Raw genomic sequence first — 14960 nt, forward strand, 5'->3', positions numbered from 1 at the left:
ACAGGTCAGGCCGGGGTACGGATCGAGACCGCGGCACTGGCCGCCGAGATGCCGGCGGCGTTACCGGCCTGGACGCGGTAGTGGTAGACGGTGTCGCGGGCCAGCCCGGTGTCGGTGAACGAGCGGGCGCCACCCGGGACACGTAACGTCGCCACCCCGGTGGTGAAGCCGGCGTCGACCGCCCGGTGCAGCGTGAAGCCGCCGACCACGCTGGTCAGCGGCACCGTCCAGGTCAGCACCACCCTGACACCGTCCCGCCCGGGTACGCCGTCGAGCCTCGCCACCAGTTCGGTAGGCGTCGCCGGCACCGCCGGGGTGACCACGGTCGAGACGTTCGACCACGGCGAGGAGGCGCCCAGATAGCAGGTGCGCACCCGGTAGTAGTAGGTGGTGTCCGGGGCGACCCTTGGGTCCGCGCAGCTCGCGGTGACCGGGACGGTGGAGGTGACGAGCCCGCTGGTGAAGGTCGGGTTGGTGGCCCGTTGCAGCTCCACCGAGGTGGCGAAGGAGCGGTTCACCCAGCCCCGGTTGACCCGCAACGGCGGCCCGCTCGGCACCGTGCCGACCAGCCCGGTCGGTGCCCGCAACTGCACCAGCGCGCTGGTGATGTTCGAGTACGCCGAGTGGGCGACGCTGTTCTCGGCCCGGACCCGGTAGTAGTAGGTGAGTCCGGGGGTGACGGTCGAGTCGACGTACCGGTTGTCGCCGGCCGGCACGGGGAAGTCGCGCGGGTCCCGGGTGAAGCCGGCGTCGGTGGCCCGCTCCACCAGGCAGCGGGTCGCCCTCGGTCCCGGCGTACCCGTGCCCCGGGAGTTGTCCGTCCAGGCCAGGACGATCGCCGGGAGCACGGTCGCCGAGCCGGGTTCCGGCTTCGCGGCGAGTCCGGTCGGCGCGGCCGGCGCGAACCGCAACACCATCGGCCGGGCCATCTGGGCGTCGGCGTGGCCGAGCAGTTGACAGTGCCAGACGTACTCCCAACCGAAGTTGTGCGGCCGGTTGGTGACCGCCGCCGGCTCACCGGTCCCCGGGTCGACCTGGGTGTACCCGTCGGAGGTGCCGGCCGGTCGGGTCGGGTCGTGCAGCCGGACGCTGTCCGGGACGGTGAACGGCAGCGGCTCGGGCAGCGTCGGCCGGAGCGCCACGACCGTCGCCTCGAACGGGTTCATCCGGAGGGTTTCCTTCCAGCCGACCTCGTTCGGCTCGGGCGGCTTGATCGCCCCGTCCCGGCCGACCCGGTTGACGAGCTGGACGTTGACGTGGTGGAAGTGGATGGACTGGGTGTCCATCCCGTTGTGGGTGATCTTCCAGAGCTGGGTGTTGTCGCCGGGGGAGCCGACCGGGGCGGCCGGGTCGGAGGGGAGCAGCACCTCGGTCGGCGGGTCGACCCGGGTCAGCGGGATGGTGGTCTGGATCAGCGAGGACGTCTTCGGCAGCTCGGTACCGAGCAGGTAGCTCAGCCGGCCGTACTCGGGGTCGAACTCGGCCACTATCGCCTTGCTGTGCAACGGCAGGGTCACCGGCGAGTCACCGCCGTACGGGACGAAGGTGATCGAGGTGTCCTCGATCGGGGCGTACGTGTTCCGGGGCGTGGCGGTGCCGAACGCGGCGTCGTACGCCTGCTGCGGCACGATCGGCGGCGGCTGGCTCTGCCCGTACGCCCGGGGAAGCGCGCCCCGGAGCCGCTCGGTGTCGAACGGCGGAGCCGGGGTGCCGGCCACCTGGATCTGCATCAGGGTCCGGGTGTTCGGGCCGTAACCGGGGCGGGTGGTCGGCGGGCCGCCCGACGAGGTCCGGTCCGGGGCGCCGGTGTACTGGTCGTTGCGGGGGTCGAAGCCCGGCATCGGGGCCGGAGCGTCGTTGTAGAGGATCAGGTTCGACCCCGCCGGCACGGAGGAGAAGTCGACGACCACGTCGGCGCGCTCCCCGGGGGCGAGCAGCAGGGCGTGTCCGGTCACGTTGAGCACCGTCACGTCCCGCCGGTTGTACTGGTAGTCGATCGGCTGGTTCGGCAGCACCGCCACCGCCGGCAGCAGCCCGCCCTCGGAGCCGACCTGGATCCAGTCCGGCCCGGCGGCGTTCGGGTCCGGCACCCCGCCGCAGCGGCCGTCGGTCGGCCAGGCCGGCGGGAAGTCCGGGTTCGGCCGGGCCGCCACCATCGGCACCTCGCCGGCGTCGCCGTCGGCCAGGGTGCCGTCCGGATGCCACATCGGCCCGTCCGAGGCCGCGTAGTAGAGCTGGAGGTTGAGGCTGCGGTCGTTGCAGGCGTTGAGGATCCGGAACCGGTACGCGGCCGGGCGCAGCCGCAGGTAGGGATAGGCGGCACCGTTGACCAGCGGGGTGTCGCCGAAGGCGTCCGGCACCGCCGACGGTACCGGGGTGCCCGGCTGGACCGGCGGCTCCCACGGCCGGGCGACCGGGTCGTAGTACGGGTTCGGCGCCGCCGGATGGGTGATGCCGGTGAACGGCGGCCAGAACCAGGGCCCGTAGTCCCACCGCCCCATCGGGTTCGTCCCGGACTCGTTGTAGGGGTTCTGGTTCGGCATGTAGACGTGCGGAAACCAGAGGCTGCCGGTGCCGCCCCAGCGGGCCACGTCCCAGGTCGGGTCCTGGGCGGCGAGCTGCGGCTCGTCGGGTACGAAGGTCTTGTCCTGGAGCACCAGCACGATCTCCTCGGCCGGCAGTACGCCGTCGTCGACAAGTTGCCGCTGCACCGGGTCGTCGAGCCGGTAGAGGCCGAGTTGTCCGGAATAGACGGTGAGTCGGGCGATCCCCTCCGCCTGGTCGTGGAACCAGAGCAGCCGGCCGCTCTGCTGGTTGGGGTAGTAGGCGGTGCTCGCCCCGGCACCGGGGGCGGGCATGTCCGGCACGCTGGCGTGGCCGGCGCCGCACGGGTACGGGGTCGGCTCGCCGGCCGGGGTCGTCCACTGGGCCGGACCGCCGTTGCTGATCCACGGGGTACGCCCGCCGTGCAGGTGGACGGCGCAGCGGTTCTGCGGGTAGTGCTCGGTGCCGCCGAGCGGGCCCGTACCGGCACCGGGCAGGGTCGGGTCCACCGGCAGGAACAGTGCGCCCGCCTCGCCGACCGGCAGCCGGTTGACGTACTTGACCCGCACCGGACGGTCCCGCTGGGCCAGGATCATCGGCCCGAGGTGGTACGGCCGCAGCGGCGGGCTGACCGTGTTGTGCCCGGTGGCGTCGGTACCGTTGTTGAGCTGCCGGTACCCGCGCAGCCGGGTCGGCGGCAGGTCGGGATGCAGCCGCTGGTGGAACTCCTGCACCCCGATCTCGTAGTAGTCGCAGCCCGGGTAGGTGGTGGTGTCCGGCACCGCCACCGGGATCAGGTTGCCCAACTCGTTTGGTGTGTCGCCGGTCCGGGGCAGCGCGGTGACGAACTTGCGGATCCCGGTGCCTGGGATCACCCGCCCGGTGGGGTCGCAGACCGGCAGCGGACTGTAGGCGAAGTTGGGCACGAAGCCGAAGTAGTCGGGCGCGGCGGTCGGGTCCGGGGTGGCCGCCGGCAGCGGGTCGGTGCTGGTCCGGGCGGCCGGCACCACCGTACCCGCCACCCGGCCGGTGCCGGTCGCTCCGCTTCGCTCATCCTGTCGCCTGGCCTGTTCCGCCCGGGCCGCCCGGCTTGCCGCGAACCTCTTGAACATGACCGCACCCCTTTCCGGGAAGATCAGCTCAGGACCGCTCCGCCCGTCAGTGCCCGACGATCCGTGGCCGGTCCGCGCTGACCCGCCCGGCGAGCTGCTGACGATCCGTAAGCAGTCAACCGCGTACCGCCAGTGTTGGATACGCTCGCCAGGCTGGTGAAAGTGTCTCGACTTCGGATTGGCACATCCGGTACCGCCGGGCCCAGGAGTGACGGTGGGTGCTGCCTGGACCCAACGCACATCCGCGCGGGGTGCGGTTCAGCGGGTGGGACGTCCGGGGCCGGTGCCGGGACGGTGGCCCGGCTCGGGCTGGCAGGCCGGGCACCAGTAGGTGACCCGGTCGTCCTGCTCCCGCTTGCGGATCGTCGAGCCGCACCGGCGGCACGGCTCGGCCCGGCGACCGTAGACGTAACTCGTCCGGCCCCGGTGCAGCGAGCCGGTCGTGCTCTGCGTCCACCGTCCCCGGTTCGCCATCAGCAGCCGGTGTGCCAGGGCCACCAGGCCGGGCAGGTCCGGTACCTCCCGGACCGGCGTCCACGGCGACACCCCGCGCAGGAAGAGCAGCTCGGACTTGTAGAGGTTGCCGATCCCGGCCAGATTCGTCTGGTCGAGCAGGGCCTCGGCGATGCTCCGGCCCGGCTGGGCGGCGAGCCGGCGTACCGCCTCGGCCGGGTCCCAGTCCGGGCCGAGCAGATCGGGCCCGAGGTGCCCGACCAGCGTCGCCTCCTCGGCGGTGCGGATCAGGGCGATGTCGTGCAGGTGATAGCCGACCGCCACCGCCGTGGCGGTACGCAGCACCACCCGGATGGTGTGCGCGGGACGGGCCGCCCAGCGCTCCCCCGGGGCGTACGTCCGCCAGGCGCCGTCCATCCGCAGGTGGGAGTGGAGGGTGAGCGGCGCCTCGTCCGGGGTACGCAGGCGCAGCAGCAGGTGCTTGCCCCGGGCGGCGGACTCCAGCACCGTCGCGCCGGTCAGGTCGGTGGTGGCGAGCCGGGGCACCCGGAAGTCGCTGGCGGTCAGCCGGTCACCGGCCAGGGCACGGTGCAGCGCACGGGCGGTGTTCCACACGGTGTCGCCTTCGGGCACCCGTCCATCCTCCTCCAGCCGTGCCGCGGCGTCGCCGTGATCGGCGACGCCGCGGTCGACGAACCGGATCAGAGCGCCCAGTCCTGCCGTTTCGCCCAGGCCCGGACGGTGGTGGAGCCGCGAACGACGAGGGCCGGATCCGGTGCCGGCGCCGGATCGAGGTACGCCGCCGCGACCCCCTCCGCAGCCGCCCGCCCCACGTGTGGCGCGAGCATCTCGGCGTACTCCCGGGGCTTGATGCTGTGCCAGCGGACCCGGCGGCCGGTCGCGGCCCCGATCTCGGCGGCGACCTCCGGGCCGGTCAGGCCCGCCGGGCCGGCCACGATCCGGGCGCCCGGTGGGGTGGCCGCCACGACGAGGTCGGCGACGACCGTGCCGAGATCGTCGGCGGCCAGCCACGGATTCGGTAGCCCCGCCGGTAGCGGGTAGCGCACCTCGCCCCTGCCGTGCACCAGGGTTCGTGACCAGACGGCGACGAGATTCTCCAGATAGGTGCTGGCCGGCCCGACGATCGAGACCACCGGCACCGTGCTCGGCAGGTGATTGGCCAGCCGGATCCTGGCGTCGAGGAACGGCATCCCGACCGGTTCGGCCGGCGGCACGCCGCCGCCGGTGTTGAAGATCACCCGAGGTACGGCCGCCTTCGCGAGGGCGGCCAGGATGGACGGCGTTGGTGTCACACCGGTGACCGACGGTTGCCCGTCGGATGGACGGCGGGTCGGACGTGGTGGGACCCGTCTACCGCCGCCCATCCTGGGTCAGGGCAACTCCTCCGGGCGGGGCTGGCGTACCGCATCCTGGTAACGCGGGTGGCTCGCGCCGTAGATGGCGTAGTTGAGCCGGGCGTCGGACAGGCTCAGGTCACCGTTGGGGCCGCCCCGGGCGATGCCGGCATTCTGGTCGGTGGAACCGTCGTCGGTCCAGAAGCAGACCGGGCAGGTGCCGCCGCCGGTCCGGTGCGCGCAGCATGGGCAGGCGGCGACATCGATCGTGTGTTTCCCCACACGGGTAAGCATTTCACAGCAGCCCGGCGTGGGCACAGTAGACGGTTTGGCACTGCGACCTGCCCGTCACTCCAACCGCAGCACGTCACCCGGGGCGACGCCGAGGAGGTCGTCGGCACGACCGCCGTTGACCGCGACCGCCAGTTGACCGGCCGAGTCCGCGAAGACGACGAGTTCACCGGCCGGGGCGTCGCCGAACGTACCGCCCCGGGCCGCCCGCCGCGCGCCGATCCGGACCACCGGACCGAGGCGGCGCAGTGCGGAGCCGGGTGCGGCGAGCTGGACGTTGCCGAAGTGGTCGACGGTAAGCACCTCCGCCTCCAGCCAGCCGTCGCCCTCGACCAGCACCGGTTCGGCCAGCCGCACCAGGGTAGCCGGGTCGATGCTGGGCCCGGCGTCGGTCAGCGGTGCGCCGAGCGCGAACCGGGCGGCGGCCGGGGCGAAGACGTCCCGGCCGTGGAAGGTGCGGGACGGCTCGGGAAACCACTGCGGGCTGGTCAGCTCCACCGCCTCGGTGATGCCGCCGAGCACCGTCGCGGCCCGGGGGAGCAGCCCGTTGTCCGGCCCGACCAGCAGGCCGCCGGGGGTACCCAGCGCCACGCCACGCCGCGCGGTCCCGACGCCCGGATCGACCACCGCCACGTGCACCGCCGGCGGAAGGTGTCCCACGGTCTGGGCCAGTACGGCGGCACCGCGACCGACGTCGCCGGCCGGGACCAGATGGCTGACGTCGATCACCCGGACGGCCGGCGCGATCCGGGCGACCACCCCGTGACAGGCCGCCACGAACCCGTCGGAGAGGCCGTAGTCGGTGGTCAGGCTGAGCCATGCGTAACCGGGCACAGCCGCCAAGGGTAGTCCGGTCACGGACCCGTGTTCGGGATCCGGGTCACGGAGCTGGACAGCCGAGCCGGTCGAGGATCCGTGCCGCGACGTCGAGGGTGTTTCCGGCGGGCTCGGCGGAGTAGCCACCCACCGAGTTCCGCCAGGACTCCTCGTGCGCGACGACGCGGGCCCGCAGAACGTCGACGTCCGGCTCCCGCCCGGCCCGCGCCGCGTCGGCCAGCCAGCCGCCCCACAACTCCCAGCGGGGCAGGTAGTAGTCCCGGACGAGACCGGACCAGTGGCGTCCGGAGTAGTCGTGCAGCCCGCTCGACTGGTGTCCCCAGACCGAGACGAGGCTGCGGGCGTCCCGCTCCAGCACGTCGGCCTCGGCCGGCGACCCGCCCCAGGCACGGGCGGCGGCGATCCACCCCCCGACCCGGGACTCCGCCCGGGTGCCGGCGAGTTCGTCGAGGTCGAGCAGGTCGCTGCGGAACCGGGCGAGATGCGCCAGGATCGCCGCCGGATCCCGCTCGGCGAAGGCCGCCACGATGCCGCGGATGTGCACCCGGGCGCCCTGCGCCAGCACGTGGCCGACCAGCTCGGCGACGTCGCGTTCCAGCGGATCCCGCACGGTCACCTCGGCCGCCCGCCGCAGCAGCAGCCGCGCGGCGGAGGCGATCCGGGGCAGGTCGCCGAGCACTGCCGGATCGTTCTCAGCGTCGATGTTCGCCGACGGCCGCAGCACCGACGGGTCGCCGTCCGCCGGTGGCTGTGCTGGTCCGGCGTCGACGCCTGCCGACGGCTGTGGCGGTCCGGCGTCCTGCGGCACGAACTCGCCGGCGAGGCGCTGCGCCGCGAACGGGGTACCGGCCGACCAGGGGCGGGCGATGACCGGAGACGGGATCGAGCGGGTACGCCCCGGCCCGTACAGCGTGTCGGCCAGGATCTGCCACGCCTGTACGACGTCGTCGTGCGTGCTCGCGTATCGCTGCCGGGCGAACGAGTCGACCCACCCGGCAACCGGCGGTACCCCCCAGGTGAGATCGGTGGCCAACTCGTAGAAGACTGTGTTGTTCTCGATCGCCTCCGGAGCCAGCCCGATGCCGGCCAGCCCGGACGGCCGGTGTCGCCGCAGCTCTTCGACGTCCCGGGCCAGCCCGACGAGGTCACCGAAGAGCGCGAAACGGCCGCCGAAGTTGTGGATCGCGCACCAGACCCAGCGCCGCCCGTACATGCCGTCGCGGCGCCACATCGGCGCGTACTCGCCCCAGAGGTCGAGCAGGAGCAGCCGCTCGGTCGGTACGTCGGAGAGGAACGCGCGTACCCGTTCCGGCGTCCAGAACTCGCGCTGGTAGTGGAAGGGCCAGCCGGCCAGTACCCAGACCGCCTCGGGATCGCGCCGCACCATCGTCCGGTAGACCGCCCGACCCACCGACGCCAGATAGCCGGGCTCCCCACTCGGCGGCACGGACTCGATGAACGGGTCGACGGCGTAGTGGTGGTCGGTGCCGAACAGTTCGCGTTGGATGCCGAGGAACTCGGCGGCGAGCCGCCCGAACGACGCGCTGTCCGGCCCGAGGAACGGGGTGCGCCAGCCCTGCCATTCGAGTTCACCGGCTGACGCGTCGGCGAGTTCCGGCGGCACGTGCCCACCGAACATCGGCAGCACCGGCGTCATCCCCAGCGCCCGCTGGCGGTCGAGGATCCGGCGCGCCAACTCGACGTGCCGATCGATCCAGGTCGCCGGCAGCGGCCCGCCGAACGAGTTGGTGTTTCCCATCCAGGTCCACGGGAAGTGCGCGGCGCTGCCGATCCACTCGTCGATCCGGGCCCGGTCGAGCCCGGCCCGCCGGTACAGCTCCGCCAGTACCGCCTCGTGCCCGACCTGCATGAGCGGATGGGTGACGCCGTGCAACGCCATCCAGTCGATCTCCCGCTCCCAGCGGTCCCAGTCCCAGTACGCAGTCGAGTATCCGTAGGTGACGGAGTTGAGGTGGTAGCGGACCGGGAACGGGGTGGCCAGCCGGGTCGACGGGGCCGCCGGCCAGCTGGCCAGGGGCGGATCGAGGCTCGGGCTGTCCCAGGTCACCTGGCGGCCGGCGTACGCCTTCAGGTACTGCCCGAAGGCGGCGGCAGCGGCGACCGGATCCGAACCGCGCAGCGTGAGTACGCCGTCCCGGCACTCGTACCCGGCGACCGTCGTGCCGTCGGCGGCGGCCGGCACCCGTTCCACCCGTACCCCGTCGGCGCTGCCGGCGACCCGTGCCACCAGGTCCCGCAGAAGATCCTGCATCGCCTACAGCTCCTCCACTGTGCGGTTGCACCGGGACCGTTCGGCGGCGAAGGCGATGAGGTGGCTCTCCAGGCTCTCCGCGAGCGAACTCGGGGCGTCCGCTACGTCGTCGCCGTCCAGCCGACGCCGGACCCGCCGCACGAAGTCGCTCATCAGCCCGGAGTCTCCGCCGCCGTGCCCGGTGAAGGCCTCGGTGACCTCCTCGGCGACCCCCTGCGCGGTGCCGACCTCCAGCGTCGGGTTGGCCCGTCGCCCGTCCACCTGGGGCGGCGTCTCCAGGAACGGGGCGACCTCGATCCGGCCGGAGCGCATGTCGGCGGTGATCTGCCCGTGGCTGCCCATCAGCACCAGGGTGCGGGTGTTCTGGGCGGTGAACGCGGAGACGACCAGCGACGCCGTGACGCCGTTGCCGAACAGCAGCGTCGACGTCTGGTGGTCGACGACGTCGTTGTCCATCCGGTAGACGCACCGCCCGTAGTCGGTGGTCCGTAGCGCGTGGCGCCGGCCGGCGACGCTGGTGTCGTTCGTGATGACAGTCACCGGTGGTCCGTCGACGGTGGCGAGCTGGTCGACGTAGAGCCTTTCCGCGTTGTACGGGCAGGTGTCGGCGGCGGCGCAGCCGTCGATGCAGCGTTCCGTCGACCCCGTCGGTGCGTGCTCGGCCCGGAAGTGCCGGCGTTCGCCGAACGACGAGACCGCCACGCACGGTGCGCCGACCAGCCACCGGAGGATGTCGATGTCGTGGCACGCCTTCGCCAGCAGCATCGGGCTGGACTGGTCGGCGCGGTGCCAGTTGCCGCGTACGTAGCTGTGCGCGAAGTGCCAGTAGGCGATGTTCTCGATGTGCGAGATGCCCTGTAGCTGGCCGATGCGCCCCTCGTCGAGCAGGCGGCGGAGGGTACGGAAGAACGGGGTGTAGCGGAGCACATGGGCGACGGTGACCGTGCCGCTGCTGTGCCGGGCCGCGACCGTGAGCCGGTGCACCTCTTCCGGCGTCGGTGCGATCGGCTTCTCCAGCAGGACGTGCCGGCCCAGCTCGAGGGCGCGGAGCGTGGGTTCCACGTGGTCGCGGTCCGGTGTCGCGACGATGACCCCGTCCCACGGTCCGGGCACCGAGAGCGCCTGCCGCCAGTCGGTGAACCGTCGGGAGTGCGGGACGGCGTGCGCGTCGCCCAACCGGTCGCGGCGCTCCAGGTCGGGGTCGGCGACCGCGACGACCCGGGCCTCGGTCGGGTGCTCCAGGCACCACCGGGCGTACGCGTGCGCGCCCCGCCCTCCCGCGCCGAGCACCAGCAGTCGTAACGGACGTGTTCCCGACGGCACCGGGCCTGCCACGTCGATCATCCTTTCCGAGGTCACCGGGTTCCTTTCCGAAGTCACCGGCATGCTTTCCGGGCTCACCGGTCCGCTCCCGAGGTGAGGCCGGTGACGATGTAGCGCTGGGCGAGGAAGAAGATCACGATGACCGGTACGGTCACCGCGATGGAGCCGGCCAGCAGCACGGTCACCGGCACCTGGAAGTCGGTGAGCTGGGACAGCCCGAGTGGTGCCGTCCACAGCGGACGGTCCTGGACGAGGAAGAGCAGTGCGTAGAAGTACTCGTTCCAGGCGATCATGAAGACGTAGATTGCCGTCGCCACGACGCCGGGTAGGGCGATCGGCAACACCACCTTCCGCAGCATCGTCGGCAGCGAGCAGCCGTCGAGCAGGGCCGCCTCCTCGACGCTCTCCGGCAGGGCGAGGAAGTAGTTGCGCATCATGTACAGCGCGACCGGGACGGTGGCGGCGACGTAGACGATCAGCAGTCCGACCAGTGACCCGGTCAACCCGAGCCGGCTCAGGATGACGAACTTCGGGACCGCGAGCACGATGCCCGGGAACAGATAGACACCGAGGATGATCGCGCTGGTGACGCGGCGACCCCGGTACCGGAGCCGGGCGACCGCGTACGCCCCGAAGATGCACGCGACGATCGACACGACGACGGTGGCGACGGCGACCAGCAGCGAGTTGAGCGCGAACCGGCCGAGCCCGAATCCGCCGGCGGACTCGTCCTTCATCGCCGTGACGTAACTGGACAGGTCTATCTCGGTCAGCCCGGGAACGACGTCGAGCGGGTCCAGCAGGGCGGTCGAGTACGGGCGCAGCGACAGCAGTACCCCGTAGAGCACCGGTCCGACGCTGCAGGCGACGGCGACCGCGATGAGGGTCCACCGCAGGACGGTGGCCGGACGTGACGGCCGCATCGGTGAACTCACCGGGAGCCTCCTCGGTTCGTGGCCGTGCCGCGGGGCCCCGACGGGCCGCTGCCGTTCACATCGGCTCCCTGCGTCGGGACAGCAGCACGTAGCCGGCGAGCAGCACGCTCAGGATCAGCGACATCAACAGCCCGTACGCCGCAGCGCTGCCGATGTCGGCCCTGGTGACCAGCTCCGTGTAGACCTTGATCGCCATGACCTGGGTGCCGCCGGCACCCTCGGTCAGCAGGTAGATGTCGTTGAAGTTCTGGAACGACCAGATGAAGCGCAGCAACAGCAGGAGCAGGATGACCCCCCGCAACTGGGGGAGGACGAGGTGACGCAGGCTCTGCCCGCCGGAGGCACCGTCCAGCGCCCCGGCCTCCTCGATCTCGCCGGGCACGCTCTGCAGCCGGGCGGTGATGAACAGGAAGGCGAGCGGGAAGGACTTCCAGATCTCGAAACAGATGACGACGAGCAGCGACACCGGCACCGGTATCCCGGCCAGGTCTGCCGACGTGGTGCTGAGGAAGCCGATCGGGTTCTGCCAGCCGAGGTACTCCTGGCCCACCGCGTTGACGATGCCGTACTGCGGGTTGAGCATGGTGCGCCAGATCGTCGCCGCCGCGATGACCGGCAGCACGTACGGGATCAGCAGCAGCGCCCGGACCAGCCCTCGCCCGCGGAACGGGCGCCGCAGGGCGAGCGCGAGAGCCAGGCCGACCCCGATCGATCCGACGGTGGTCAGGCCGGCGTAGGCGATCGTGGTCCAGAGCGCGTCCCAGAACGACTCCGAGCGTGCCGCGTCCCGGAAGTTGTCGAGGCTCCATTCGATGCTGGACGGCGACAACCTCGGGATGTCGATCAGGCGCGTGTCCGAGAGGGCGAAGACCACGACCAGGACGAACGGGAGCAGGACGACCAGGGTGACCAGCAGCAGTGACGGGCCGGTCAGGAGTTGGCCGTTGAGGTTCTCCCGTTGGGAACGGCTGAGCCGCTCCCAACGGGAGGTCCGGGCTGTCGGTGTCTTCACAGCTCGGACTGGACCTTCCTGACCTCCTCGGCCATCGCCTTGGTCACCTCGGCCGGCGGCGTGCCGCCGTAGAGCCGCTCCAGGAACTGCGCGAGGGTGCCCTGCGCGGTGACCGCGCCGGCCAGCGGCGAGTCCTTGGTGCCCATTCCCCACAGCCGGATGGCGTTCACACCGTCCCGGATCGCGGTGACCATCTCCGGGCCGTACAGCTCGGCGACGGACTGCTTGCGCTGCGGACCGATTCCGAGCTTGCCCCACGCGTCGAGATAGGCGTTCGGTTCTGCGGCGGTACCGTTACGCAGCGGGATCCGCCCTTCGGTGGCCGAGCCGAGGGTGTCGGCGTAGCCCTCCTCCAGCACGAACTTGATGTACTGCTGCGCCTCGGACGTGTGTGCGCCCTCCGGGATGCCGTAACCGAGCGTCGCACCGTACTGGGCGGGGTGGTTGCGGTCGAGCACCGTGATGAAGCCGGAGTTCTTGGCGAGGAACGCCGGGTCGCCCTTGCACTGCGGGCAGGTCGCCGGGTTCGCCGGGTCCAGGCCCGCCAACTCGTCGAGGATGTGGGTCGAGAAGAGCAGCATCGAGGCGCGCCCGGCGAGGTACGCCGCCCGCGCGCTGGTCACGTCGAAGTCCCCCTGCACGCTGGAGTCCCGCAGCACCTTGAACAGTTCGGCCGCCCGGGTGCACTCGGCCGAGTCGATCGTGACCTTGCCGTCGCTGACCAGTTCGCAGCCGGCACTCTGGAACATCGAGTAGATCGCCTCGGTGCCCGAGGCGGTGCCCGTCTGGGTGCCGAGGGCGATCCCGGTCACCCCGGTCCCCTTCATCGTGGTGGCGGCCTGCGCCACCTCCGCCAGGTTGGTCGGCACCTTGACCCCGGCGGCCTGGAAGAGGTCCTTGCGGTAGACGAGCAGGTGCGCCCAGCCGTCACTCGGCACGGCGCCGACCTCGTTGTCGAGACTGAAGGCGGTCAGGGCGTTCTGGTTGAAGGTGGCGGCACCGAGGTCGTCGACGACCTGCTGCGCCGCCTTCGTGTCCAGCAGCCCCTGATTGCGCCAGGCGGACGTCGAGGCGGAGCTGTGCAGGATCACGTCGGGTACGTCGCCGGAGGCGGCACCGGTCACCAGCGATTGCCCCTGGTCGGCTTCGGCCAGCGGTACGACCTGCACGGCGATGCCGGTCTTCTCGGTGAACCGGGCCGCCACCTCCTGCTGCGCCGCGACCCGTTCCGGGGTCGTCTGCGGCGTCCAGACTTTGATGCCGTCGCCCGCATCCGACTCGTCGGAGCCGCCGCAGCCGGCGACCAGGGTGAGCGCGACCGCGGCGGCGACCGCCGCCGCGTACCCGCGCCTGATCGGCTGGGTCATGTTGTCATCTCCTAGATCTGCGTTGGGATCGGAGCCGGGTCGGCGGCAGAGCCCGGCCCGGTCAGTACCGTTCGAGTGCTCGGCGGATGGCTTGCCCCTGGGAGGTCGTCGGCGGCCGCACGCCGAGCAGGGCACTGATGGTGGCGGCCACGTCGACCAGGCCGACGCCGTGCAGCGGGACACCGGCCCGGATCCCGGCACCGGAGAGCACCAGCGGCACGCGCGCCTCGGCCAGGCCGCCGTGCGAGGCGCGGGGCTCACCGTCGGTGAGCGTGGAGAGGTGGTACGGCTCGATCGGCTCGACGACCAGGTCACCGAGCTTGTCACTGGCCCTCATCCGGCGCAGGTCCCGCTCGTCGTAGACGGCGGCGATGCCGGGAATGGCACGGATGATCCGGGCGATGTTCCGGGCCTGCGCCGGGGTGTCCGCCCGGCCCCGGAGGGTGATGTCGGCGGTACGCGGCGCCGCCGCGACGACGATCTCGCTCGCCGGGTCCGGTACGCCGCCGGGAGTGGGGATGACCTCGACAGTCAGCCCTGTCCCGGTCAGCCGGTCGACGACCTCGGGCAGCAGCGGGACGGTCCAGTCCCGGGCGCCGTGGTCGGCGGTCAGCACGAACGCCGTCTCGTCCAGGATGCCCGCCTCCCGGACGGCTTCCCGGACCCGCCCGATCTGGGCGTCCACCCGGGCCAGCGCTTCCGGCAGGCCGGCGGCGGAGAACCCGTCGGCGTGCAGCGCCGCGTCGACGTCGTCGCAGTAGACCGTGATCAGATCCGGGATCCGCACCGGGTCGACAATCGTGCCGCCGGAGTCGACCGGCTCTCCACGCAGCAGCGCGATCGCCTGGTCGGCGCGGGTCTGGCAGTTTCCGCCCGGCTGGGTGTAGAGGGCGGCGGGGTCGCCGAAGGTGGCGCCGTAGTTCTGCACGACGTACCACTGGAGGTAGGCGGCGGTGCGGTCCTGGCGCCGCAGCGACTGGGCGATCGTCTCGACGCCGGGCTCGATGTGACGCTCCTGGGAGACGGTCCGACCGGTCTCCACGTTGTAGTAGTAGCCGGTGTTGCGGTGGGTGCTCGGGTACGTGCCGGTGGCCGTCGTCGCCCGTGACGAGTTCGAGTACGACGAGAAGGAGCCGTCGGCGACGCCGTACGAGCCCTCCTCGATCAGCGCCCGAAGGTTCGGCAACTCCGCCAGTCCGGCGTACCGGCCGTGGATGAAACGTGGGTCAAATCCATCGAAGTCAAACAAAACAACGTGCTGCGCGGAGCGCGCCAGCGGTGCCGACGAGGACGGGGACGGGGATGCCGGTGTCGGGGTCGCCGGCACCGCGACGGCCGCGAGCAGCGCGATCGTCGCCGCCGCAGTGGCCCGGACCGCGTACCGTCGCTTGACGGGAAGCGCCATTCGCTGTCTCCTCACCCGTTGGAAGGTGAGCGCGAGTCTGCGGAGCCGCGAGGT

The 14960-nt window shown here is 71.9% G+C and carries 11 protein-coding genes; all 11 read right to left on the minus strand.

Features of this window, described 5'->3' with window-relative positions:
* Window positions 1-5: 5 nt before the first annotated feature.
* Complete coding sequence (locus CLT71_RS32280; protein WP_101370428.1) at window positions 6-3656, minus strand: hypothetical protein; 3651 nt, start codon at window positions 3654-3656, stop codon at window positions 6-8.
* Window positions 3657-3914: 258 nt separating this feature from the next.
* Window positions 3915-4742, minus strand: coding sequence for a DNA-formamidopyrimidine glycosylase family protein (locus tag CLT71_RS32285; protein WP_101370429.1), 828 nt, complete (start codon window positions 4740-4742; stop codon window positions 3915-3917).
* A 68-nt stretch (window positions 4743-4810) separates the two neighbouring features.
* Window positions 4811-5422 (minus strand): Rossmann-fold NAD(P)-binding domain-containing protein, encoded by a 612-nt coding sequence (locus CLT71_RS32290; RefSeq protein ID WP_101370430.1) that lies wholly within the window; start codon window positions 5420-5422, stop codon window positions 4811-4813.
* A gap of 78 nt (window positions 5423-5500) precedes the next feature.
* The gene (locus tag CLT71_RS32295) at window positions 5501-5746 is read right to left on the minus strand and encodes a CPCC family cysteine-rich protein (RefSeq protein ID WP_486483574.1); all 246 of its coding nucleotides are present in this window, start codon (window positions 5744-5746) and stop codon (window positions 5501-5503) included.
* A gap of 66 nt (window positions 5747-5812) precedes the next feature.
* Window positions 5813-6589 (minus strand): SAM-dependent chlorinase/fluorinase, encoded by a 777-nt coding sequence (locus CLT71_RS32300; RefSeq protein ID WP_101370432.1) that lies wholly within the window; start codon window positions 6587-6589, stop codon window positions 5813-5815.
* A gap of 46 nt (window positions 6590-6635) precedes the next feature.
* Complete coding sequence (locus CLT71_RS32305) at window positions 6636-8864, minus strand: alpha-N-acetylglucosaminidase (protein ID WP_101370433.1); 2229 nt, start codon at window positions 8862-8864, stop codon at window positions 6636-6638.
* A 3-nt stretch (window positions 8865-8867) separates the two neighbouring features.
* Window positions 8868-10199 (minus strand): Gfo/Idh/MocA family protein, encoded by a 1332-nt coding sequence (locus tag CLT71_RS32310; RefSeq protein ID WP_199187788.1) that lies wholly within the window; start codon window positions 10197-10199, stop codon window positions 8868-8870.
* Between the two features lie 62 nt (window positions 10200-10261).
* On the minus strand, window positions 10262-11122 hold the full coding sequence (locus tag CLT71_RS32315; RefSeq protein WP_199187789.1) for a carbohydrate ABC transporter permease: 861 nt from the start codon (window positions 11120-11122) through the stop codon (window positions 10262-10264).
* A gap of 55 nt (window positions 11123-11177) precedes the next feature.
* Window positions 11178-12134 carry a carbohydrate ABC transporter permease gene (locus tag CLT71_RS32320; protein WP_101370436.1) on the minus strand — a complete coding sequence of 319 codons (957 nt, stop codon included), beginning with the start codon at window positions 12132-12134 and terminating at the stop codon, window positions 11178-11180.
* Window positions 12131-13501 carry an extracellular solute-binding protein gene (locus CLT71_RS32325; RefSeq protein ID WP_101370437.1) on the minus strand — a complete coding sequence of 457 codons (1371 nt, stop codon included), beginning with the start codon at window positions 13499-13501 and terminating at the stop codon, window positions 12131-12133. The genes CLT71_RS32320 and CLT71_RS32325 overlap by 4 nt, the downstream gene beginning before the upstream one ends.
* A gap of 61 nt (window positions 13502-13562) precedes the next feature.
* Window positions 13563-14906: an alkaline phosphatase family protein gene (locus tag CLT71_RS32330; RefSeq protein ID WP_101370438.1), complete on the minus strand. Its 1344-nt coding sequence runs from the start codon at window positions 14904-14906 to the stop codon at window positions 13563-13565.
* Window positions 14907-14960 lie beyond the last annotated feature (54 nt).

The sequence above is a fragment of the Plantactinospora sp. CNZ320 genome, from assembly GCF_002846275.1.